Origin of the sequence: Mycoplasma cottewii, assembly GCF_024918975.1 — a bacterium.
Classification (GTDB): domain Bacteria; phylum Bacillota_I; class Bacilli_A; order Mycoplasmatales; family Mycoplasmataceae; genus Mycoplasma; species Mycoplasma cottewii.
Window position 1 is genome coordinate 727,567 of the sequence record NZ_CP103424.1, and the last position, 25,604, is coordinate 753,170.

At 25.5% G+C, this 25,604-nt stretch carries 23 protein-coding genes, 1 tRNA gene and 1 pseudogene; 22 read left to right on the forward strand and 3 right to left on the reverse strand.

Annotated features, from left to right (window positions below):
• Positions 1-47 precede the first annotated feature (47 nt).
• From NX779_RS03110 to NX779_RS03215, 22 genes are all read left to right on the forward strand, one after another.
• On the forward strand, positions 48-1,334 hold the full coding sequence (locus NX779_RS03110) for a BspA family leucine-rich repeat surface protein (protein ID WP_259429968.1): 1,287 nt from the start codon (positions 48-50) through the stop codon (positions 1,332-1,334).
• A gap of 152 nt (positions 1,335-1,486) precedes the next feature.
• Complete coding sequence (locus NX779_RS03115) at positions 1,487-2,758, forward strand: BspA family leucine-rich repeat surface protein (protein WP_259429969.1); 1,272 nt, start codon at positions 1,487-1,489, stop codon at positions 2,756-2,758.
• Positions 2,759-2,791: 33 nt separating this feature from the next.
• Positions 2,792-4,174, forward strand: a complete 1,383-nt coding sequence (locus NX779_RS03120) for a BspA family leucine-rich repeat surface protein (protein WP_259429970.1) — start codon at positions 2,792-2,794, stop codon at positions 4,172-4,174.
• 107 nt (positions 4,175-4,281) lie between these two features.
• A complete protein-coding gene (locus NX779_RS03125; protein WP_259429971.1) occupies positions 4,282-5,979 on the forward strand; it encodes a hypothetical protein in 1,698 nt (565 codons plus the stop codon).
• 111 nt (positions 5,980-6,090) lie between these two features.
• Positions 6,091-7,095: a hypothetical protein gene (locus NX779_RS03130; RefSeq protein ID WP_259429972.1), complete on the forward strand. Its 1,005-nt coding sequence runs from the start codon at positions 6,091-6,093 to the stop codon at positions 7,093-7,095.
• A 48-nt stretch (positions 7,096-7,143) separates the two neighbouring features.
• Positions 7,144-8,112 (forward strand): hypothetical protein, encoded by a 969-nt coding sequence (locus NX779_RS03135; RefSeq protein WP_259429973.1) that lies wholly within the window; start codon positions 7,144-7,146, stop codon positions 8,110-8,112.
• Positions 8,113-8,292: 180 nt separating this feature from the next.
• Positions 8,293-8,490: a 50S ribosomal protein L28 gene (rpmB, locus tag NX779_RS03140; RefSeq protein WP_004429574.1), complete on the forward strand. Its 198-nt coding sequence runs from the start codon at positions 8,293-8,295 to the stop codon at positions 8,488-8,490.
• Positions 8,491-8,562: 72 nt separating this feature from the next.
• Positions 8,563-8,647 (forward strand) — tRNA-Leu (locus NX779_RS03145).
• Positions 8,648-8,734: 87 nt separating this feature from the next.
• Complete coding sequence (locus tag NX779_RS03150; RefSeq protein WP_004429576.1) at positions 8,735-9,172, forward strand: hypothetical protein; 438 nt, start codon at positions 8,735-8,737, stop codon at positions 9,170-9,172.
• A 137-nt stretch (positions 9,173-9,309) separates the two neighbouring features.
• Positions 9,310-10,554 carry a phosphate ABC transporter substrate-binding protein gene (gene ptsS / locus NX779_RS03155; protein WP_259429974.1) on the forward strand — a complete coding sequence of 415 codons (1,245 nt, stop codon included), beginning with the start codon at positions 9,310-9,312 and terminating at the stop codon, positions 10,552-10,554.
• Between the two features lie 15 nt (positions 10,555-10,569).
• On the forward strand, positions 10,570-12,675 hold the full coding sequence (gene pstA / locus NX779_RS03160) for a phosphate ABC transporter permease PstA (protein WP_259429975.1): 2,106 nt from the start codon (positions 10,570-10,572) through the stop codon (positions 12,673-12,675).
• Entirely contained in the window at positions 12,675-13,481 is an 807-nt protein-coding gene (pstB, locus tag NX779_RS03165) for a phosphate ABC transporter ATP-binding protein PstB (RefSeq protein ID WP_259429976.1), read from the forward strand. The genes pstA and pstB overlap by 1 nt, the downstream gene beginning before the upstream one ends.
• A 9-nt stretch (positions 13,482-13,490) precedes the next feature.
• On the forward strand, positions 13,491-14,156 hold the full coding sequence (phoU, locus tag NX779_RS03170) for a phosphate signaling complex protein PhoU (protein ID WP_259429977.1): 666 nt from the start codon (positions 13,491-13,493) through the stop codon (positions 14,154-14,156).
• 104 nt (positions 14,157-14,260) lie between these two features.
• On the forward strand, positions 14,261-15,316 hold the full coding sequence (gene ftsY, locus NX779_RS03175) for a signal recognition particle-docking protein FtsY (RefSeq protein ID WP_259429978.1): 1,056 nt from the start codon (positions 14,261-14,263) through the stop codon (positions 15,314-15,316).
• Positions 15,306-15,629: a YlxM family DNA-binding protein gene (gene ylxM / locus NX779_RS03180; RefSeq protein ID WP_259429979.1), complete on the forward strand. Its 324-nt coding sequence runs from the start codon at positions 15,306-15,308 to the stop codon at positions 15,627-15,629. The genes ftsY and ylxM overlap by 11 nt, the downstream gene beginning before the upstream one ends.
• Positions 15,629-16,402, forward strand: coding sequence for a TIGR00282 family metallophosphoesterase (locus NX779_RS03185; protein WP_259429980.1), 774 nt, complete (start codon positions 15,629-15,631; stop codon positions 16,400-16,402). Before ylxM ends, NX779_RS03185 begins: the two co-directional genes overlap by 1 nt.
• 246 nt (positions 16,403-16,648) lie before the next feature.
• Entirely contained in the window at positions 16,649-17,788 is a 1,140-nt protein-coding gene (metK, locus tag NX779_RS03190; RefSeq protein WP_259429981.1) for a methionine adenosyltransferase, read from the forward strand.
• Entirely contained in the window at positions 17,788-18,447 is a 660-nt protein-coding gene (locus tag NX779_RS03195) for a copper homeostasis protein CutC (RefSeq protein WP_259429982.1), read from the forward strand. Before metK ends, NX779_RS03195 begins: the two co-directional genes overlap by 1 nt.
• A gap of 2 nt (positions 18,448-18,449) precedes the next feature.
• Complete coding sequence (gene trmFO / locus NX779_RS03200; protein WP_259429983.1) at positions 18,450-19,766, forward strand: methylenetetrahydrofolate--tRNA-(uracil(54)-C(5))-methyltransferase (FADH(2)-oxidizing) TrmFO; 1,317 nt, start codon at positions 18,450-18,452, stop codon at positions 19,764-19,766.
• Positions 19,767-19,769: 3 nt separating this feature from the next.
• Positions 19,770-20,699, forward strand: coding sequence for a type I phosphomannose isomerase catalytic subunit (locus NX779_RS03205; protein ID WP_259429984.1), 930 nt, complete (start codon positions 19,770-19,772; stop codon positions 20,697-20,699).
• A complete protein-coding gene (locus NX779_RS03210; protein WP_259429985.1) occupies positions 20,692-21,351 on the forward strand; it encodes a uracil-DNA glycosylase in 660 nt (219 codons plus the stop codon). The genes NX779_RS03205 and NX779_RS03210 overlap by 8 nt, the downstream gene beginning before the upstream one ends.
• Before the next feature lie 30 nt (positions 21,352-21,381).
• Entirely contained in the window at positions 21,382-22,365 is a 984-nt protein-coding gene (locus NX779_RS03215) for a 3'-5' exoribonuclease YhaM family protein (RefSeq protein ID WP_259429986.1), read from the forward strand.
• Between the two features lie 149 nt (positions 22,366-22,514).
• Here NX779_RS03215 and NX779_RS03220 read toward each other — a convergent pair whose 3' ends face one another.
• The 3 genes and pseudogenes from NX779_RS03220 to NX779_RS03230 all read right to left on the reverse strand — a co-directional run.
• A complete protein-coding gene (locus NX779_RS03220; RefSeq protein ID WP_259429987.1) occupies positions 22,515-23,711 on the reverse strand; it encodes a BspA family leucine-rich repeat surface protein in 1,197 nt (398 codons plus the stop codon).
• Between the two features lie 62 nt (positions 23,712-23,773).
• A complete protein-coding gene (locus tag NX779_RS03225; RefSeq protein WP_259429988.1) occupies positions 23,774-24,967 on the reverse strand; it encodes a BspA family leucine-rich repeat surface protein in 1,194 nt (397 codons plus the stop codon).
• Between the two features lie 86 nt (positions 24,968-25,053).
• A pseudogene (locus tag NX779_RS03230) lies at positions 25,054-25,448 on the reverse strand (helix-turn-helix domain-containing protein); the annotation flags it as partial.
• Positions 25,449-25,604: the final 156 nt, after the last annotated feature.

Below are 25,604 nucleotides of genomic sequence, written 5' to 3' on the forward strand. Positions count from 1 at the left end.
ATAGATTTTCTAATAAAATAAATCATTAAAAATTAGGAGGTAAAGTTATGAAGCTATTTAAATGACTAGGCTTAACATTTTTAATATCAACTAGTGTAATTTCAACTTCAGCACTAATTTTTAATAATGTAAATAAACAAGATCGTACATTTAACCCTCAAAACAATCGACAAGCAGATACTATTATCGACCAGTTAAATACAACAATAAGAAATATAAAAAATGAAATTACTAAAATTAATGATAAAGTTGGTCAACTTTTAGGTGAAAAAGAACGTCTTACATCAACTAGAACTAGTCTTGAAATTCAAATCGGAGATAAACAATCTGAAATAGAAAATACACAAACACTAATTGCAACTGAAAAAGGAAATATAGAACAACTTCAAGAAACAAAAGGTAGATTAGAAACTGAAAAGACAGGTTTAACAAGTGTTTTAGATAAACTTAATAAAGAAATTAAAGAAAAAGATGAAGAAATAAAAAAATTAAAAAATTATATTGAACAACTTAAAAAACAATTAAATGCAAAAGAAGCTGAACTTAGTGCAATAAAACAACAAAATGATGCATACAAAGAAATTGTTACTGAAGTTTGAAATCAAAAAATGAAAGATACTGTCTGAGGTGGCGAAACTTATCAATCACTACTAGATAGATTTAATAAAACCGCAGGCTTTGAATTCAAATTAAAAAGTGATTCTCAATCTGGCAATAAAATTGAAAACGGTGGAGATAAAAAATTTAGAGTTAAAAAAGGTACTATTGAACTTGAATTAGAAATGGGACGTATTTATCCAAAAACTAATAAACAAAAGTGAGCCCCTTATGTAAAGCCAGGGCTTAATAGTAACCAATTAGTTGAGTTTGGTTGAGATGAAAATGGAAAAATAGAGAAAGTCGTATCTGTTGCGATTAAAGTGCCTAACCAACTACCTTGATTTATCACAAATCTTAGCGGGGCATTTGCTGGTAATGGGCTTGAGTCAATTGAAGGTTTAGATCATTGAGATGTTTCAAATGTAACAAATATGAGTCATATGTTTGAAAATGCTAAAAATTTCAACCAAAATATATCTAATTGAAATACTTCAAATGTAAAACATATGGAAAAAATGTTCTGAGGAGCAGTAAATTATAAACAAAACTTATCTACTTGAGTAATAACTGACGACTGTAAAACAACTGAATTTATTGGTCATAGTGAAGCTCTTTGAAAAGATAAAGAATATGTAGTTCAAACTACAGGAGTAAAATATAAACTATGAGATATTTGTCTTCCTCAAAAAATTAAAGATCGTTGAAATAATCAATATAATAAAATAGGTACATAACAAAATTTAGATATTAAAAAAATAACTAATTTTAATATAGAAAATTAATATTTTTAATAATCCTGACTTAATGTCAGGATTTTTTGTATTGTTAAAAAATACTTGATTCTAAAAAAAAAAAAAATAGAATAAGAATATAGGAGTGCAATTTTATGAAAATGTTTAAATGACTAGGATTGGGTTTATTAACTGCTACTAGTGTGATTTCAACATCATGTGTAATTGCTAATAGCATAAGTGAACATAACCAATATATAAACTCACAAGATAATAACTCAGCAAATACTTTAGTACAAAACTTAAGTACAAAAATTAATGATTTAAAAACTAAAATCAATGAAGTTGATGATAAAATAGGAGAACTTAAACAAGACAAAGTAGATCTTACAAATGAAACATCAAATATTAATAATAGACAAATCCCTGCAAAACAACGAGAACTAGAAGATGTAAATACACTTCTTGAAACTGCAAAAGGTGAAACACAAGAACTTCTACAACAAAAAGGTGCTTTAGAAGCAGAAATAATAAGTCTTAGAGAACAGGTTGGTCAAAAAAATCGACAAATTCAAGATATGAACCAAAGAATAAAGAGTTTAAATGAAACAAAAGCGAGACTTACTTCTGAATTACAAGGAAAAGAACAAGAGCTTTCTACATTAAATGGACAAAATAGTGCATATGAACAATTGATTGTTGAAGCTTGAAATAAGAACATTAAAGGCACTGTTTGAAGTGGTGAAACTCATTCTTCATTATTAAATAGATTTAAAAATACAACTGGAATTGACGTTGAATTAGAAAATCAAAATGATGCTGATATAGAAATTGGTGATAGACCGGGAAAATTCGAAGTTCAAAAAGGTTCTATTAAACTTGAACTAGATATGGGGGATGTTTATGAAAAAGAAAGAGATCAAAAACGTGGAAGTTATAAATTAAATGACCCAAGATACCCAGAATATAAACATGGTACTGAAGTGTCTCAAATAGGTTACTTTATAAATAGAGGTGGAGAAGTTCAAATAAAAAATATGCGTTTTGGTTCTAAAGTACCTAAACAATTACCTTGATTTATTACAGATCTTAGTGGAGCATTCCAAAACTTAGTATCAGATATTGTAATAGATTTAGAACATTGAGATGTATCTAATGTAAAGTATATGATAAATACTTTTAGAAACACAAATGCATTCAACCATAACATAGCAAGTTGAAACACAAGTAAGGTAATAGATTTTAGATGAGTTTTTTGAGATGCAAGAGGATTTAGGCAAAGCATTTCATCTTGACGAGTTGACAAAAAAGCAACAACAGAATTTTTTATGAATGATCAATGTCCACTTTACCACAACCCGCGTCGATCATTAAATCTTCCTACAACTCTTAGAGAACGTTTCACCGATGGAAACGGATTTGGTTAATTAAATTGTTTAAATTATTTAGGAGGTGAGTCTATGAAACTATTTAAATGACTAGGTTTAACATTTTTAACATCAACTAGTGTAATTTCAACTTCAGCACTAATTTTTAGTAATGTAAATAAACAAAGCCATACATTAAATCCTCAAAACAATCAACAAGATGATAATATTACTACCGAGTTAAATAGATTAATAACAATTATAAAAACTAAAATTACTGAAATTAATAATAAAGTTGGTCAACTTTTAGGTGAAAAACAAAGACTTATAGATGCTAGAAATGATGCTCAAGAAAAATTAAAGGAAGTAGAAGATAGTATATTAGATATAAATAATAAGATTGCAACTGAACAACAATCACAGGGAACTATTCAAAGTGAAAAGATGCTTTTAGAACAAAACAGAGATGAATTATCAGGTCAAATAAGACGTTATGATAAAGATATAGAACTAAAAGACAGAGAAATAAAAGGATTAGAAGAAGAAAATGAAAAACTTAACAGAAAAATAAGTGCAACACAGGCTCAAATTGATACAGCAAGAGGTAAAAATATTCAATATGAAACAATAATTCATATTGCTTGAAACTCAAAAATGAGAGACACAGTTTGAGGTGGTGAAACTTATAAATCTTTACTAGATAGACTTAATAAAACTTTAGGTTTTAAATTTGAATTGCAAGATGAAAGTAAAGCTAATAATAAAATAGAAAAGGGTCCAAACGATAAAAAATTTAAAGTTAAAAAAGGTCAATTAGAGCTTGAATTAGATATGGGAGATATTTATGAAAAAAGTCAAAAAGCCAGTACAAGACCATATTTCCGAGAAGGGGTAAGAAGTACAGAAAGTACAGAAATACTTAAATTTGGTTGAGATGAAAATGGTAAAATAGAAAACATAGGAGAACCTGTTACTAAAGTACCTAAAGATCTGCCTTGGTTTATTACAGATCTTAGTGGAGCATTTAAAGGATTTAAATTTCGAAGATATAATCATATTATTAATTTAGAATACTGAGACACTTCAAATGTGACTAATATGAGTAGTATGTTTGAAGATTCAATGGTCAACCAAGCCATTTTAACACAAGAAGTAAAAAGAGATGATGGGACAACATATACTGCTTGAGACACTTCAAATGTGACTAATATGAGTAGTATGTTTAAAAATGCTAAGAAATTCAACCAAGATATATCTAATTGAAATGTTTCTAATGTAAGAAATATGTCACATATGTTTAATGATGCAATAAATTATGAAAGTGATTTGTCTACTTGAAATATACATCCTGAGTGTTTTACATTACATTTTATTACCCATACTAGTCCTCTTTGAAATGGTGATCTATGAAATTATCATGTACCTAAAATAATTAGAGGACGTTATAATGACTTACAACCAGGAATATGAGGTTAAAATTAAAATAAAATATTTTCATATCCTGACTTTATGTCAGGATATTTTACTTTACTATTTCTATAATCTATAATTATTATTGTTAAAATATAACACTAGGAGAATAAATGAAAAAGGCTTTTAACATATTTTTATTAATACTTATAAGTTTAACTAGTTTATTTACTAGTGTTTTTACTTTAAACAATAATAAATTATTTAACAACTTAAATTATCAATTAAATAAACAAACTGGTGATGAAGTTATAATAGAAAATCAAGATCGACCTATTTGAGGTAGTAAAGCTTTAAGATATTATCTATATAAAAACTCATCTATTAGTACAAATGAAAAACATAAAAATATATATGAGTTTATAATTAATACTTTTATTAAAAAAGCATTAGTAGATAAACAAACTCATAAATTAGATGATAAAAATATAGAATTTAGAAACGAACAATTTAAATATAGTTTTTTATCTAGTGCTATAGTAGTTTCAAATTATGCTACAACTAAAGAAGAAGAGTTCTTTGCTGAAAGTTTTAACCGATACATTTCAAGTAATGATAAACAAAAAAACACTGTTTATTATTTATTAGATCATTTCTTTAATAATGTTTATAAACAATTAAAAGAATTAGATTTAAATACTTATTTAACACTAAATAAATGAAATAAAATAAAAGAAATTATTGATAAAGATTTTACTAATAGAAAACAACAAGATAATTTCTTTGTTTATGATTTATTTTTAGATAATTCTAAAATAAATAAAAAACGTACTGATCTAGGTTATGAAAAGAATACTGAGTTTGGATTCTTTTCTACTAGTTATATAAAAGATGTATTAAAAAACATTAGTTTAGATATTTATGGAACTTATAAAGCACCAAGTATTGGTCTTGATGATATTAGACTTGTATTTGATACAAATACCTTAAATGATCTATTAAATAAAAGAATAGATCAAATAGATCAATCTATTCAAATTGAAAATAAAAATAAAACTATATTAGATATATTACAAACTTTTAGTAATGCTCAGTTATATAATGTTTTTAATAATAAAAATAATACTGATAATTCTAATAATAAAAACTATTACAAAGATTTTAATCACTTAGATAATTATTGAAAACAAAATTCTTTATTTAACTTTAAATTACATAGTGCAATTAATTTAAAAAAAGCTATTGATAATTTAGATAATAAATCTTTTATTGGAACAGAATTATTTAATAAAAATGAATTAAAAGATAATTTATTAAAACTATTTAATAAAGTAGAAAGTATTACTGATAATAAATTTAAAGATATTTTTATTAATTTAATTTTTACTACACATAAAAAAATAATAATAAGAGATGAAATTAATAGAGAAATATCTAGTGAAAGTGTTAATGGAGTAGCTCAAACAAATATAGATAGAGATAAAGATACTAAACCAGTAATTTATAGTTTTGTTGTAGTTAGAACTTTAAGTTTTAGTATTAATAACACTAACCAAGAGAATTTCTTAAAATCTTGATTTGCTTCAAATCATACTTATCAAACTATTAATCATGAATTTGGTCATATTTTAGATTATTATTTAGCTCAATCTAAAAAACAAGCTAAAGAAAATAATAAAAACTTTAATCAATCATTTTGAGTAAAACATCAAGCTAGAAATTTATATAGTTATGATAAAAAACAAGCTAAAATAGTTGATTTAAAACTACTTTTAATAGGTTTAGTTATTAGTTTAGTTATTATATTAATTATTTGAGTTTTATCTTATATTTTTAAAAAGTATAATCTTAAAGAAAAGATTTTAAAGTAAAAAGATAGATAATCAAAAATTTGTCAAGTCTTTTTTTTCTTTTTTAATTTTAGATAATTAATATGAGTATTACTTTTTTAATATGATATTTATTAAAAATTGGAGGTATATATGAAAAAACTTTTATTACCCATGATTGGTTTAATATTTGGTTCTGGAATTTCTGGAGGAACTATTTATGGTGTTCAAACAATCATGCATAATAAAGAAATAAATCAATGAAGAGCATTATTACAAGAAGAAAAACAAAACGCTCAAAAAATTATAAAAAGTCTTAAAACACAATTAGAAGCAGTTGAAGGAAAAAATCGTGATATTAAACAATACCTTGATACTTTCAACGATAGAATTAAAGACAATTTTGAATTAGCTAAAAAAGTTTATAAAGAAGCTGTAAAATTAACAACTCATACAGTTAAAGATCATGATGATAAAGATGTTACTTATTATTTAGCTTATTATGATATTCAGAATAAAGAAATAAAAGTTACTGAAGGCAACGAAGTAACTACTAAATTAGAGGGAAATAAAGAACCTATTCCTGCTACTTTAGAAGCATTAATAAATAAAGGAATTAAAGTTGAACACACTGTTGAAGGTGAGGAAAAAAATGAACCTTTGACAAGTGAAACATTTGACAATGCTCAAAAATTTACAACTATGAATAAACTTGAAGTAACTAAAAAAATTATTAAAGACGTCTTAGAAAAAACTCAGCAAGGTGGAGAAAAATTAATAAAATTCTTCCAAGATAAATTAAATGAATTAACAAAATTGCTAGACGATCTTAAAGAAATAGATGTTGAAGATTTCGTTAATTTACTAGGTAAAATAGAAACTGGTATTAATAAAAACACTTGAAAAGAAAAAAACACAAAACAAAAGCTTGAAAAGATTAAAGAATTGCTAGAAGAAGTAAAAACTGATTGAGACCAACTTTCAGGATGAGTTAAAGATAACTTAACAAGATTTGAACAATTAGATAAAGATTCTGAAGAAATTTTAAATAGATTAAAAAATGATACTGACCAATTACCTAAAAAACCTGAAGCTGAAGATGGTGGTCGTGATGGATCGTCTAGACCTGAATCAGAAACGGCTCCAGCTGTAAGTTAATTAATATAATAAAACACTGATAATTTTTATAATACGGAGGATAAAATAATGAAAAAACTATTATTACCTATAATTGGTTCTTTAATTGTTGGATCAGCATTAACAGGTGGATCTGTTTATGCCGTTAAAACAATTAGACATAATGCTGAAGTAGACAGAATAAGAACATTATTTCAAAATGAAGCAAGCGCTGCTAAAAAATTAATTGGTGATGTAACTAAGCATTTAACCGCAATAAAAAATAACAATAATCTAATAAATAATGAACTTAATAGAATAAACACACAAGGTAAAACTATATTAAATGATGCTAAAGAAGTTTATAAAAAAGCTGTAAGTTTATCATTTTACAAAGTTAAAGATCATGATGATAAAGATGTTACTTATTATTTAGCTTATTACAAATCTGATGATAATGATATAGAAGCAACCAAAAAGGAAACTACTAAATTAGAATCATCTAAAAAAGAACTTGTAATACCTGATAGTTGAGAAAACTTATTAAACACTGGTATTAAAGCTCAAGTTAAAGTTCAAAAAGAAGATGGTCAAGAAAAAGATGAAATTAAAGTTATAAAAACAGGCGAGTTTAATAATATGAAATTGTTTGATCAAAATTTAGTAATAGATCAAGTTGTAAAAAAAATATTAGAGCAAGTAAAAATTGGTGGTGAAAAATTAGTAGAATTCTTCCAAAAAAAACTAAATGAATTAACAAAATTGCTAGATGATCTTAAAATTTTAGATAATGAAGGTCTTTTTAAAATATTAGTAGATAGAGATCCGTCACTTAAAGATAAATTTAAGGATTGACAAAAGATGGAAACAAAAAAGAAACTTGAAACCATCAAATCAATTTTAACCAGTTTAAAATCTGAATGAGATCATCTTTCAAGTGGAGTTAAAGATGCTATTGGTGAATTGTATACAATAGAACAGACATTAAATGATATTTTAACCAGAGCTCAAAACGATGGAGCACAATCACAATCACAACCACCAGCGGGAACACAATAATTCAACTATATATCAGTAAAAATTTAAAAACAAAAAACTAAAAATACATAAATATATTTCATATTAAGTTCATTATTTGATAAGAATATATCTTTATCTATGAACTTACTATTGAAATTTATTTTATTTATAGTAATATTTTTAGGTATGATACACTTAAAGAAGTAAGAGGTGAAATTTATGGCAAGAAAAGATGCATTAACAGGTAAGTCTGCATTATCAGGTAATTCTAGATCTCACGCATTAAATGCAACTAAAAGAAAATGAAACTTAAACTTACAAAAAGTTAGAGTGATGGATGAAAAAGGTAATGTATTCAACATCAAAGTTTCAGCTAGAACTTTAAGAACTTTAAAAAAACAAGAAAAATTAGTTTAAAAAATAATAATAAGATATGTCCTTTATAGGTCATATTTTTTTTGTTTTATAAGATATAATAATTATTGTTAAGCCCTTTTGGCGGAATAGGTAGACGCATCAGACTCAAAATCTGACGAGGAGACTCGTATCGGTTCGACCCCGATAAAGGGCACCAATAAGAAATCAACAAACTTAGAGAAATCTAAGTTTTTTATATTTATGCTTTAGTATAAAATAATATTAAAGATTAAAGGATAATAATATGAGTTGAAGTATATCAAAAATTAGTGAAGATAAAATAGCTGTCATGCCTATTAAAATAGGTAATTTTAAAACATTTGCTCAAGCTGTTGATACAGCTGTTAAAATGGCTAAAAGTGAAAAATTATATTTAGATATATTTTCAGAAGACAATATTTTATTAGAAAGTTTAAATTACACTAAAACATTATCTATTCAAGAAATATTTCAAAAATCATTAAGTGATCTTAAATTAACTTATGCTGAAAAAACAGTAGCTAAAATAGAGTTAGATAAAAGAAAAAAAGATTATAAAGATTGTTATGATCTAGAACAAAAAGAACAATTAAAAGAATTATATATTAATGCTAAATGAAAATACAAACATAAAAAGAAACGTATTAAATATGCTAAATTTAGATATAAAATGGCTAAAAAGACATTTAAAAAAGACTTATAGTTGTTTTTAAAATGTTGTAATTTTATAACATAAAAACAACAAAAAATAACCTTAAACAATTAGCTTATATTTGTTATAATTTTAAAGTTATTAAAAGTTTAAAAATAACTGATTTTAAAGGGGAAGAACAATTTAAAATGAAACAAAATCAAACTACATCAAAAATAAAAAGGTGATGTATAAATTTTAAAGAGATTATTGTTAATAAAAGATTATTATTAATATTTATTTTAATAATAGCTTCTATTTGTGGTTTATGAGTATGAACTTTTTCAAAAAGCAATAATACTATAAGTATTGGTGGAAGTGCTAGTGCTGATCCAATTATGCAACAATTAACGAATAAATATAGACAAAAAACTGGTCAATCATTTATTTATTCATCAACAGGATCTGGAGCTGGTGCTAGAAATGTTATTAATGAAACTTATAGTATTGGTTTTATTTCTAAATCTGAAACTGATAACTCTATTCCAGAAGAAATAAGAAATAACTTAGTTAGAAAAGATAACAATGGTGATGGAATATTATTTCGACAAATAGAAGAAGGGAAAGTAAAAAAAGAAGAAACTTTTAAACAAATAATGAGTGAGAAAAAAACTCAAGATGGAAAATCTCAATCCTATCATTTTGTTGATTTTGCAAAAGACTCAATCGTTTTTGTTTATAACATTAAAGGAACAGGATTAACTGAAAAAGAATCTAAGGATATCGCTTTTAATCTTGGAGAAAAAGGGACTGTTGATAAGAAAGCTAGCCAAGCATTAGAAAAAGTTTATTCAGTTAATGATCAAACTAAGTTAGTTAGTTGATCTGAATTTTATGAAGCTATAACAGGAAAACAAGTAAATAATATAAGCAAAAATGTGAAAGTTACCCCTTATTCAACAAACTCAGGATCAGGAACAAGAAGTTCATTTGAACACATTTCTGGTTTTAAAAATAATAAAACAAAAATTGGAACAGCAGTTAATCAATATAATTCAAATGGTGCAATTTTTACTCAATTAGATAAATCTGATGGAGCATTCGGATTTGTATCAATGGAATATGCTCAACAAATTAAAAATCACAAAAATTTAAGAGCAGTTATCATTAAAGGCAATAATAAAAAATGAGATATAAATGAAGATTCTGAAAATTATCAAGATTACCCTTTAAACAGACCGTTCATTGCTTTATATAAAATGACAGATAATGATAATAAAAATAGACAAATTTTAGAATTTATGCAATGAGTATCTTCATCAAATGAAGTTAGTTCATCTTATCAACATCTAGGATTAGTTCAAAGATGAAAAAGAAATGATAATTCAAATCAAAATAATAGTTTAATTAATGAAAACAAAAACCACATAGATCTTTTAAAAAAACTAGTTTAGCACTGAGAGGAAGACATGTTATTTAAAAAAGAAATAAAAAATGATATTGATTTTAAGATTCCTAAACAACGTAATGGACTAGCTTTAAGTTCATTAAAAACAGGAATTTGAGCTCTAACACTATCAGGGATTTTAACATTGATCCTATTAGTGGTTTTTGTTGGTTTTAAAACAAAAGATATTTTTAGTTTTGAATCATTTTGAAAATTTGTTTTTGGTAAGAATTGAAATCCAGAAGCTAATGAATTTGGTATTGGAATAATTACATTAATGACAATAATTTTAATGAGTATATCAATGTTATTTGCTGTACCGTTAACTTTATTTACTACATTATTTATTTCTGAATATTTATCTAAAAAATCTCAAAAAATAACAATGACTATTATTAAGTTATTAGCTGGTATTCCTAGTGTTGTTTTTGGATTATTTGCAAGAGAACAAATTGGTATTTTATTTAAAGCTATGGGAACAAAAACAAATGATAATTTAATGGTAGCTTCTCTTACAATGGCATTTATGGCTATTCCTATTATGGTTAGTTTAAGTTATGATGCTATTCAACAAGTTCCTGCAGGTTATAGAGATTCATCATTAGCTTTAGGAATATCAAAAGAAAAAACAACATTTTCAATTGTAAGAAAATCAGCAACTCCTAAAATTATTTCTGCAGTTATTTTAGGAATGGCTAGAGTTATTGGTGAAACTATGGCTATTATGATGATTGCTGGAAATGCAACTGGATGATTTAATACGAATAATGGTGTATCTGGATTTTTATTCTCTTCAGTTAGAACATTATCTTCAACTATAGGATTAGAGATTTTAGAAAATAGTGGAGTTATTCATGAATCTGGATTATATGCAATTGGATTATTCTTATTCTTATTAGTTTTTATAATTAATATTTCAATATTAATGGTTTCAAATAAAGATAAAATATCAGCAAAAATAAGATTGATGTTACATTCTAAAATCTCAAAAAATAAAAAAGTTGAATATTTAAAAATATACGATGCTGAATCATTAAATTTAATGATAAAAAATAGAAGTCAAAATCAATTATTTAAAAAGATGTATTCTTCTATTATGTTAACTTTAATGTGATTATCAACTGCATTTGTAATTGCATTCACATTCTGAATTATAGGAACAACAACAGTTCACGGATTATCAGCTTTAACTAAATATTCTCATGCATTTGTTGAAATTGAAGGTCAATCAGGAATATTAGCAGCAATGCTTACTACATTATTATTAATCGTATGTACTTTATTAGTTTCAATTCCTTTTGCTTTAGGAGCTGCTATATATTTAGCTGAATTTGCAAAACCTAGATCATTATTTGCTAGATTCTTTAGATTCTTATTAAATATTACTGCTTCAACTCCTTCAATTATTTTTGGTATATTTGGATTATCAGTATTTATTCAAGTATTAAAATTACCATTTAGTATTTTATCAGCTGCTCTTACAATGACTATAGTTGTTCTACCGATGTTAATTAAAAACTTTGAAGATGCAATTACTGGTGTTCCTAAAGCATATCGTGAAGCTGCTTCAGCACTTGGATTAAGCAAAGTTGCAATTCTATTTAAAATAGTTATTCCTAATGCTATGGAAGCTATTATTACTGGAATAATTCTAGCTATGGCTAGAATTATAGGTGAATCAGCTCCAATTTATCTAACACTAGGAACAGCAATAAGAATGCCAAGTGAAGGATTTATGTCATCAGGAGCAACACTTACTACTGGTATATATATGTTAGCTAGTGAAGCAGGACCTGGACAAGGTGAACAAATTGCTTGATTAATGTCGTTTACAGCTATTGTATTTGTTTTAACATTAAACTTTACAAGTGGTAGAATATCATCAGCTTTAGTTGGAGTTAAACATAAAACAGAGCATAAAATTAAAACATTATTTATTAATCTAACTAAGCGTCAAACTTATACAAATTCATTTAAATCTATAATTTTAAAAATTAATTTATCATTTAAAAAAGTATTTAAATCAATTATTAAATTATTTAACATTAAATTATTTATTAAAAATATCAATCAAACTATAGAAAAAAGAAAAGAATATCAAAAAACCAAAAAAAGAGGTAAAAAATAATGAACAGAAGTATTAATAAAAATTCAACTTATCAAAAAAAAGAAAGACCAACTGTAATAGAAATTAAAAACTTTAATTTCTATTACAATAACGGTAAAAAACACTCTTTATTTGATATTAATATGGATATTAAAGAACGTACTATTACTACATTTATTGGACCTAGTGGTTGTGGTAAAACTACTTTATTAAAATCATTAAATAGAATGAATGATTTAGTTGATGGTACAAGAGTTACTGGTGATATTCTAATTTTTGGTGAAGATATTTACGGAGATAATTCTGATATTACTAAATTAAGAACTGAAGTTGGTATGGTATTTCAAAAACCTAATCCATTTCCTATGTCAATATATGAAAATGTAATATATGGTCCTAAATCTCAAGGAATTAAAGATAAAGATGTTTTACATCAAATATGTCAAGAATCACTAGAAAAAGCAGCTTTATGAGATGAAGTTAAAGATATATTACACACTGCTGCATTAGGGTTAAGTGGTGGTCAACAACAAAGATTATGTATAGCAAGAGCAATTGCTATGAAACCTAAAATTCTTTTAATGGATGAACCAACCTCTGCTTTAGATCCAATTGCTACTTTAAAAGTTGAAGAATTAGTTTTAGATCTTAAAAAAGAATATACAATTGTAATGGTTACTCATTCAATGCAACAAGCAACAAGAATTAGTGATTACACTGGATTCTTTTTAAAAGGTGAATTAGTTGAATATAATAAAACTAAAAAGATCTTTACTAATCCTAAAGATTCAAGAACAGAAGATTACATTTCAGGTAGATATGAGTAGGTGTAAGTTATGATAAATAAAATTTTAGATAAAGATGTAGAACAAATACGTAATATGATCGAAGAAATGATCGAAGAAACTAAAATTCAATATGCAGAAAGTTTTGCAATTATTAAAGAAAATAAAGAAGTTGAACTTGAAATGGTTATTGAACATGACAAGATTATTAACGATATGCAAAATCAATTTACTTCAGTTGCACTTTGAAAAATTTCAAAACAAAAATTAATTGCAAAAGATTTAAGATTAGCAATCGGTGGAATTTTAATTACTCGTGAGATTGAAAGAATAGCTGATTATTCAAAATCAATTTCAAAATTCTTTACAAAATTTAAACCAAGCCAAGAACATGAAGAAATGATTATTGAATTATTTCAATTAGTAGTTGATATGCTTGATACTTTTTCTCATCTTTTCCATAATAATCAAAACATTGATACAGCTAAAAAAATTACAGAACTAGAAATTAAAACAGATGCTAAATTTAAAGAATTTTACTCTATTTTAGTTGAGCATATTCAAAAAGCAAAAACATCAGAACAAGCAAAAGAACTGGCAGCACTATTAAAACAATTAATTAATTTAGAACGTGCAGGAGATCATTTAATTAACGTTCAAGAAATAGTTACATTTATAAATACAGGTAAATTTATTGAATTAAAAGAATATAAATAAAATATAAATCCTAGTTAGGATTTTTTATTTTTATAGTGATGAAAATTTATTTTATTTAACTTTTTATATTTGTTAAAATTGTTATAGACAAAAGGAGAATTTTTATGGGATTTTGATCTAAATTAAAAGAAAAAATAACATCAACTTCATCTGAAACTAAAACAGAAAAACAAACTGAAAAAGAACTTAAAAAGAAACAAAAACAAAAAGAAAAAGAAAAAAAAGCAGAAAGAGTAATGGCTAAATCTGCTTTAGATTTTTCAAATGATATTAAAAAATTATCTAAAAAATATAAACAAGCTGACGATGACTTTTTTGAAGAATTAGAAGAAGTATTAATTAAAACTGATATGGGTATGAAAATGGTTTTAAAAGTTTCAAATTCTGTTCAAAAAAAAGTTAAATCAAATTCTAGTTTTGAAGATATTAAAGAAATGTTAGTTGAATCACTACACGGTGCTTATACTGATAATGATTGAACTAAAAGTAAATATAAAATTAATTTCAAAGATAAAAGATTAAATATTTTTATGATGGTTGGAGTTAACGGAACAGGTAAAACTACTTCTTTAGCTAAAGTTGCTAATTATTATGCAGAACAAAATTATAAAGTTTTAATAGCAGCCGCTGATACTTTTAGAGCTGGAGCTGCTAAACAATTAGAAGAATGAATTATTCACAGATTGAACAATAAAGTTGATTTAATTCAAGCAAATAAACCTAACGCTGATCCTGCTAGTGTTGTATTTGATGCAGTTAAAAAAGCTAAAGAAGAAAATTATGATCTTTTATTAATTGATACAGCAGGAAGATTACAAAATAAAGTTAATTTAATGGCTGAACTTGAAAAGATGAACAAAATTATTCAAAACACACAAAAAGACGCTCCTCATGAAATTTTATTAGTAATTGATGCAACAACAGGACAAAACGGAGTTATTCAAGCTGAAGAGTTTAGTAAAGTTGCTAAAGTTAGTGGAATTATTCTTACTAAAATGGATAGTACAAGTAAGGGTGGAATTGGACTAGCTATTAAAGATCAATTAAATATTCCTATTAAAATGATTGGAATTGGTGAACAGGTTGAAGATATTAGTTTATTTGATATAGATCAATATATAGTTAATTTATCTAGTGGGTTTATGGAAAATGAAAAATAATATTATTGATAAAACAGTTAATTTATCTAATTTATTTGAAATATATAAAGAGTTATTAACTGATAAACAACAAGAGTATTTTTCACTATATATTAATGAAGATCTATCTTTAAATGAAATAGCTGAAGAATTTGAAATATCTAAAACTGCAGTTCATGATTCAATTACTAAAACTATTAAATTATTAAACCAATGAGAAAGTAAGCTTAATTTAAAAGAAAAACAAGATAAACTTATTTCTTTAATAGAAAAATTAGAAAATACTAACATTAATAATTCTGAAATTATAAAAATAATAAAAGAGGTGATTTAATGAAAATATTAATGATAGGTGATGTTTATGCAAGTTGTGGTAGAAATATTCTAGCTGAACATTTACCTAAAATAGTTAAAGAACATAATATTGATTTTGTTGTTGTAAATGGTGAAAATACAACTCATGGAAAATCACTTTCAAAAAAACATTATGATTTTTATAAACAATTAAATGTTGATGTTATAACTAGTGGAAATCACATTTTTAAAAATAAAGAAGTTTTAGAATATATAAATTCAACTGCCGATCTATTAAAACCAATGAATATGAGCGATCACACTCCTGGTAAAGGTTATGTAATAGTAAATAAAAATGATAAAAAAATTGCTGTTGTAAATTTAATGGGACAAAGTTTTATGGATCATTGTGATAATCCTTATAAAGTTATGGATGAATTTTTAGCTAAAAAATATCAGTATGATATTTTATTAGTTGATTTTCACGCAGAAACAACTGCTGAAAAAATAGCATTTGCTTGAAATTATGATGGAATTATTACAGCATTTGTAGGGACTCACACTCATGTGCCAACTGCTGATGAAAGAATATTACCTAAATCAACTGCATTTATAACCGATCTTGGTATGACTGGAGCTATTGATTCAGTTATTGGAGTTGAACCAGATGATGTTATATTTAAACAAAAAACAGGACTACCTGTTAAGTTTAGACCTGCGAACGGTAGAAGTGTGTTAAACGCTGTTGTTATTGAAATTGATGATAAAACAAATAAAGCAATAGATATAAAAAGACTATCAATTAAACAGTAATAAACATAAGATTATAAACTTATATATTAATTCATGATAGAATAAAAAATGTAATAAAACTTAATATTAAATTCTTATTAAGAATCACAGAGAGATAAAACTTGATGAAGTGATGGCAACCTATTAGATTAGGTGCTCAAATAAAGGCCATAAGGTAACAATAAGATTGTCAAATTAAAACACGGCAATTTTATGTCGTGTTTTTTATAAGGTTATAAGAATTGTATTAAGAACAAGGAGGAAAAAATGAAAAGATTATTTACAAGTGAAAGTGTTAGTGAAGGACATCCAGATAAGATTTGTGATCAAGTGTCTGATGCTATTTTAGATGCTTGTTTAAGTCAAGATAAAAACTCAAAAGTAGCATGTGAAGTATTTGCAACAACTAATTATTTATTAATAGCAGGTCAAATCACATCAACAGCTGTTGTTGATTATGAAAAAGTAGCAAGAAACGTTTTAAGAAATATTGGTTATACTAATGATGATTATGGTATTAATGCTGATACTTGTCAGATTGATATTAGAGTTGAAGGTCAATCTCCAGATATTGCAATGGGTGTTGATTTAGAAAATGATGAAATTGGTGGAGGAGATCAAGGTATTATGTTTGGTTATGCTACTAATGAATCTCAAACTTATCTACCTTTAGCAATTACAATGGCTCACGAATTAGTTTTTAATGCAACAAAACAAAGAAAACAAGGTCTATTTAAGTGAGCTAGACCTGATATGAAATCTCAAGTAACTATTGATTATACTGATATAAATAATCCTAAAATTGATACTATCTTAATGTCAATTCAACACGATCCAGACTATAATGAAGCTGAGTTTAAAAAATACATAAAAGAAAATATTATGGATTTAGTTGCTGATGAATTTAACATGAATAAAGATTTTAAAGTTTTAATTAATCCAACAGGTAGATTTGTAATAGGTGGACCTCAAGGAGATACTGGATTAACTGGAAGAAAAATTATTGTTGATACTTATGGAGGTTATGCACGTCATGGTGGTGGTGCATTTTCTGGAAAAGATTCAACTAAAGTAGATAGATCAGCAGCATACATGTGCAGATATGTTGCTAAAAATATAGTAGCAGCAGGATTAGCTGATAAAGTTGAAATTCAAGTAAGTTATGCAATTGGATTACCTAGACCTATATCTATTTTTATTGAAACTTTTAACACTGAAAAAGTACCATTAGATAAAATATATCAAGCAGTAGAAGAAAACTTCGACTTTTCAGTATCTGGAATGATTAAGACTTTAAAATTGCGTGAACCGGTATTTTTCAAAACATCAAAATACGGTCATTTTGGTAAAGCTGATTTTAGTTGAGAACAAACTGATAAAGCTGATATTCTAAAGGAGTATAAATAATGTTTTTAGAAGTAGTAGCAATAAGTCTTACTGATATTAGAAAAATTAATAACTCAAAAGCAGATAAAATACAATTTTGTAAAAATTTAGATGTAAATGGATTAACTCCAAACATTGATGATATTTTAGTAGCTGATCAAATAGCTTTAAAACCAATTGATATTATGATAAGAACTTCAGATGATAATTTTATTTTCACTGAATATGAATTAAGAAAACAAATTCAAATGATTTCAATGATTTCGAAACTATCTAATATTAATGGTGTTGTAATTGGAGCTTTAAATAATCAATCAACTATTAATGAAACATTTTTAGAACAAGTAAATAAAGTTAGAGCAAATTTAAAATTAACTTTTCATCAAGCTTTTGATCAAGTTAAAGATTTTAAACAAGCATTAAATATTTTAGAAAAACACAATATAGATAGTGTATTAATAAGTGTTAGTGAAGATTTAGAAAAATCATTAAAAGATATTAAAGAATTAAAAAGTGCTTATCCTAAAATTAAATTTGTAATTAATTTCGAAACTAATCAAAATATTAAAAAATATATTAAAGCTAGAGATTATGTGCATATTTCAACTTCTGCTAGAGTTGATCAAAATTTAAATTCTGAAATTTCAATTGAAAATATTAACGCATTTAAGGAAAAATAAAAATGATAAAAAAAGTAAAAATAATTGGAGCTGGATTAGCGGGTTGTGAAGCTGCTTGATTTTTAGCTAATAACAATATTCAAGTTGAATTATATGAAGCAAAAACAATTAAACATAATGAAGTTCAAAAAACTGATGATTTGTGTGAATTAGTTTGTTCTAATACTTTTAGAAGTCAATCTTTATTAAACGCTGCTGGAATATTAAAAAGTGAGATGAGAATGTTAGGTTCATTAGTTTTAAAAATAGCTGATGAATGTAAAATTCAAGGCGATGACGCTTTAGCTGTTGATAGAGTAGAATTTTCTCAAAAAGTAACTCAAGCTATTAAAAATCATCCTAATATAACATTAATTTCTAAAAATGTAGATAGTATTGATGATGAAAATGATATTACTTTAATTGCTACTGGACCTTTAACTACTGATGAATTAAAACAAGATATACAAAGATTAATAGGAAAACAAAAACTATTTTTTATGGACGCATCAGCTCCAATTGTTAAAAAAGATTCAATAGATTTTAATAAGGTTTATTATGCTGGAAGACATAATAAAGGTAAATATATTTGTTGTCCTTTTACTGAACAAGAGTTTAATAATTTTGTTAACGAGTTAGTTAATGCAGATCAAGTTCAATTAAAAGATTTTGAAAAATCAATCTTTTTTAAAGGTTGTCAACCAATTGAACAACTTGCTAAAACAAGTAAAAAATTACTTTTAAAAGGACCTATGTCACCTAATAATTTATTAGATGAGAATAACAATCAACCTTATGCTGTTGTTCAACTTCGTCAAGATGATGCTAAAGATAGTTTATATAATATAGTTGGATTTCAAACTAACTTAAAATGACCTGAACAAAAAAGAGTGTTTAGTTTAATTCCTGGATTAGAAAATTTAAAAATTGTTAGATATGGAGTAATGCATAAAAATTATTATATTAATTCTCCTAAGATTTTAAATTTCAAACTACAGACTAAAAGAAAAAGAAATGTCTTTTTTGCAGGACAAATTACTGGAGTTGAAGGTTATATCGAATCAGCTAGTTCAGGTATTTGAGCAGGTATTAACATTTTAGCTTTTATAAATAATAAAAAAATAAAACCGTTATCAAATAAAACTGTTTTAGGAGCATTAACAAACTATATAACAAATGAAAAAATATCTAGTTTAAAACCAATGAAGTGTAATTTAGGAATTTTAGATCAAGATAATAAAAACTCTCAAGAACAATTTTATTCATACAATAATTCATCTAAAGAATTAGCTCAATATCTAGATCAATTAAAAGAAATTATGAAAATTAATTTAGAATAGTTTATGAAAATATTAAAACTAAAACCTCATTTTTCTGAAAGATTATGAGGTGGGCAAAATTTAAAAAAATTCGGATTCGATATTGATGAAAATAAAAAAATAGGTGAATCTTGGGTAATTTCAGCTCACGAAAACGGTTTAAGTTATGTTGTTAGTGATGATGAATATAATAATTTAAGTTTAAAAGAACTATTTGAAAATCATAAACACCTTTTTAATAACTTTAAAGGAGAATATCCTTTATTATCAAAAATTATCTCAGCAAATGAGAATTTATCAGTACAAGTTCATCCAGATGATAATTACGCTTTAACTCATCACAATCAACTAGGAAAACCTGAAAGTTGATATGTTTTAGATTGTGATGACAATGCCCAACTTATTTATGGACATAATGCTAAAACAAAAGAAGAATTAATTGAAATGATTAATAGCAATAATTGAGATCGATTTTTAAAAAAAGTTGATATTAAAAAAGGTGACTTTTTATATGTTCCTGCTGGTAAAGTTCACGCAATAACTAGTAATGTTACAGTTTTTGAATTGCAAAGATCTAGTGATATTACTTATAGGTTTTATGATTACAATAGAGTTGATCCTAAAACTGGAAAGCTAAGAAGATTAGATATAGAACATTGTTTAAATTGTACAACTATTCCTGATTCTCAAATTGATATTATTAATAAAAAAGAAGGTTTATTATTTAGTTCTGATGTGTTTTCATTATATGTTTTAGATTGCAAAACAAGAAAAGAATTTAACATAGTTGAAAAGTGTGATTGATTACAATTAACAGTTATTCAAGGACAAGGAAAAATTAATGGCATTGATTTTAAACAAGGCCAATCAGCTATTACAATTAATGGTATTGAACCATTAAAAATAGAAGGACAAATCAAGATAGTTATTTCTTGAATTAAAAATAATGAATAATTTAAATAAAAGTTGAAATGAACTATTTGAAAAATTAAATTTAAATCAAGAAATTAATAATTTAATTGATCAAATATATAGTGATAAAGAAACTATTTTTCCTAAAAAAGAAGATGTTTTAAAACTATTTGAACTAAGTGATTTAAATAATGTTAAAGTTGTTATAATTGGTCAAGATCCATATCATAACTATAATCAAGCTAATGGAATAGCTTTTAGTGTAACTAACCAAGTAAAGGCTCCTGCAAGTTTAAAAAATATTTTTAAAGAATTAAAATCAGATTTAAATATAGATCATTTTACTAATAATTCACTAGAATGATGAGTTAAACAAGGAGTATTACTAATTAATACTTGTTGAACAGTTCAAGCACATAAACCAGGTTCTCATAATAATTTAGGTTGACAAAATATTACTAAAATCATTTTAGAAAATGTTATATTACATAATCAAGATGTTATATTTTGTTTATGAGGAAATTATGCAAAACAAGTTTATGAATCATTAAATATTAAACCCAAACACGTTATTAGTTCAGCTCATCCATCACCTTTTAGTTATAAAAAAGGTTTTGAAAACACTAAACCATTTAGTAAAATTAATAATATCTTAAAAGAGTTAGACTTAACAACTATTGACTGAAGTAAATAGTTAAAAACAAATAAGAAAAGGATTTTATATATGAAAAAAATAAATGAAATATCATTAGATAAAAACCCTATTAATGCTGTTGTAAGAATTGAAAAAGCAATTGTTTCTACAGGAAGTAGTGGTGCAAATTATTTAATATTACATTTAGCTGATGCAACTGGAAGAATTGAAGCTAGAAAATGAATCGTAACTGAACAAGATAGAGAACTTTTAAAACCTAATGCTATTATTTTATTAGAAAACACAATAGTATCTGAATATAGAGGTGTTTTACAGTTAAAAATAGATGATTATAAAGTAATTGATGAAAATCAGTTAAGCTTTTATGGTATTAAAAAAGAAGATCTATTTATATCAGCTCCATTAGATATAAATAGAGAATATAATAATTTATTAAATATTCTTTCTTCAATTAAAAATGATACATACAGACAAATTACTATTAAATTAATTGAAAAATATAAAGAACAATTCTTAACATTTCCAGCAGCAATGAGTATTCATCACAATGTTACAGGAGGATTATTCTGACATAGTTATACATTAGTAAAAAACGCTTTAGCATTAAAACCAAGTTATCAATATGCATCAATTGATTGAGAGTTATTAATTTGTGGAGCTATATTACATGATATCGGTAAAGTTATTGAAATAGTTGATGTAAGTGGAAGTGATTATAGTTTAGAAGGGAAATTATTAGGTCACATTTCTATAGGTAATGCTGAAATTAATAAAATAGCTCAAGAACTAAATATATATAAAGATGAATCTAATAACATTAATAGTGATGTCACTTTACTTCAACATATGGTATTAGCAAGTCATGGTAAAAAAGAATTCGGATCACCAGTTGAACCGGTTTTAATTGAAGCAATTATTTTATCAATGTTAGATGATTTAGATGCTAAAGTATTTAAAATTAATGATGAACTTAGAAAAGTTGAATCAGTAAATAATTGAACACAAAGAATAATTTCAGTTGATAATAGAATGTTTTATAAACATAAAAAATAGAAGTCATGTGACTTCTATTTTTAATTATTTATTTTATTAACAGTGTTGAATGTTACTTTTTTAATTTTGGATATTTATATATTTTTTAATTAATCAGAAACGATTAAACAACATTATAAACTACCTGTATATAATCAAATTTCTCTCAATTAATCAACTCAGTGTATAGTTCCTTCGGCAAGATTTCTTTTTACTTGTATTGGTAAAAAAGCTTCTCATAATTCAGCATTGACAGTTTTGAAAATAGGTACACCTGGATTCATAAAACTTGTTACTATTGGATCTGGATGCATTTTTCATGAAGCAAGAGATTGTCTAAAATTTTGTGCAGATCATAAAAATTTAGTAAAATTTTCAACTTTAGAAACATTTCAACGCTCTATTTTATGGTTAAATGTTGGTGACTCATGAAACATATGACTCATATTAGTTACATTTGAAGTATCCCATTTTTCTAAATTTTCTATTTCTGTAGCTTGAGTGTGTTCAAATGCATTACTAAGATCTGTAATGAACCATGGTAATTCTTCTGGCACTTTTGTAATGTGAGGGCTTATTGGCTCAATTCGGCCTTCTAAAGTGTATCCGATTGTATCTAATGCTGTAGCACCTTCGTGTTTCTTTAATTGTCTTGGATAAGTTATAGCTGTAAATAACTCGATTTCTATAGAGTTCAGTTTAACTTTTAATGTTGGACCATTCGACATATTATGAGTCTCAATAAGATTAAATTTTTTGTTTGAATCTTCTAATTCAAGTTTAATACCGGAAGCTCGCTCAAATCTTTGTAACAAATCTTGGCAACTTTCTCCTCCTCAGATAGTTTCTCGAATTTTTTGAGATCAAGCACGTTCAACAACTTCTTTTATTACTCTCTCGTTTGCTTCGAAATGTCTAATTTTGCCTTGTAAATCTTCTACAACAGATTTGTTTTGCTCATTTTCTAATTTTAATTTTTCTATATTTTCAGTAATGGATTTAATTTCATCTTTCATTCTAGTAATCGCTTGTTCTACTCTAACAATCTCTTGTTGTATATGTACATTTTCATCTTTAATTTTTTGTAGCTCTTCTAATTCTAGTTTAGCTTTATTTAACTCTGCTTCCATACTATCTTTGTCTGATTTTAAACTACCTATTTGTGAACTAATTTCTGAAATTTTTTCTCTTAATCTTCTAATAGAACCGTTCAATGAATTGTTAAGTTGTTCTGCATTTGCGTTATCCGACTGGTTATTAATAGAGTGGTTATGTCTTTTTGAAAAATTAAAACCGACAAAAGTAGGTATAGCTAATGCTGTTGGTATTAAAACTGAAATCAATGCAATTAATTTAGACTTTTTCATATCAAAAAACCTCCTTATTGAATTTATTATTAGTTTTAATTATTAAAATTCTTTAATTTTTATTATTTAATGTGTCTAGCATCATTAACATGACGTTCCCGAATTATTTTAGGCACACAAGCTTCTCGCATTGCCCCGTTACTTCAAATAGGTACTGGATTATTCATAAATCTTTCTGTTTTTGCATTTGAAGATATTTCTCAAGAACCTATTGACTTTTCAAAAAGAGTGCATGATCAAAACATTCATTCAAAATTCATAACATTTTTTACATTTCAATGACCTATTTGTTGATTGATTCAAGATTCAAAAAACATATGACTCATATTAGTTACATTTGAAGTATCTCAATGTTGTATTCCATCAATTTCTCCATGATTAGTTTTGTAAAAAGCTCTGCTGAGATCTGTAATGAACCAAGGTAATGTTATAGGTACTTTATTAATATTAGGACTTATTGGTTGAATTTTACCCTTATCGTCATATCCAAATTGCACTAATTCATCGCCGTTTTCTATTTTATCTTGACTAAGTTTGTATGCAGCATTTGAAGGTAAATCAAACCTTATATTGAACGTTTTAACTTTAAGGTTATTATTAAATTTTTTATTATTAATGTGAATTGGGTCATCTTTTATTCTTAAATCTTGTAATTCAAGACGTATTCCAGTTTCTTTTTCAAATCTTTGTAATAAAGAAAAACAAGTTTCTTTCTCTCAAATAGTATTTTTAAATCTACTATTTCAAATATGAAGAACCATAAGTCTATATGCTTCTTCATTTTTTCTAAAAGTTTCAAGCTTGGATTCGTTATCACTTTTTTGTCTTTCAAACCCTTCTTTATCTCTTTGAAGTGTTGCTAGTTCGTCATCAATGTCTCGAGGGCGATTATTTAATTTATCTGATTCTTTAAGTAATGCATCTAGCTTTTCTTTTAAAGATTCATTGCTTCCAGAACTTTCAAATTCTTCTTTAATAGTACGTATTTGTTGATCGATTTCAAATTTTTGTTTTTCTACTTTTTGTTTTTCATCTTTTAATGCATTTATTTTTCCTTGAATTTCTATAATCTTAATTCTCAAGTCGTTAATATGCTTATTTAAAGATGTCAATATTTCATTTTCACTTTTCTCGTTTGATTGGTCACTTATAAAATGGTCATTTTTTTCATTAAATCTATGACTAATAACAGAAGATGCTGTTAATGCTGTTGGTATTAAAACTGAAACTAATGTTATTAATTTAAGTATTTTCATATTAAATGACCTCTTTAATAAAATAATTATTAATGTTTATTAGTACATATTTATAAATATTTTACAATTCCAAAAAAAAAAAAAAAAGACTTGACAAAGTCCCTACTGTGTGATGGCATGTTATCAATATCTCCTGCATTTCCAATTAATTTAGAAATACCAGCAACACCATGTCTATAATATTTGCTTTCTCACAAAGATATTGTCGATGCGTTCTTTATATTAAAATGTTTTGCTGTTTCTAAAAACTTAAATTATTTTCATTTTTATATTTTATAACAGCAATTTTAAACTCAGAAGTGTATATAGATTTATTCTTACTCTTCCTAATACCTCTAATACCAAAAGATTCATATTGACATTTCCAATTAACTATCGTGTTAATGTTTATTCCATACTCTCTAGACACTTGAGTAATAGTCTTACCACTTAATAATTCTTTTATGATTCTCTTTTTGATCTCATATAAATACTTCGCCATAAATATAGTAAGTTCTTGTCTAGATAAATGTAGCTATGTTTATATAGAATTATTTATATGAAACTAAAAAGAAAAATGAATAGAAGTATTTACAATTAAAATTGTTTAAAAGCGCAAAAAAACACCTCAAAAGCATGAGGTCCTACGTTTCCCACT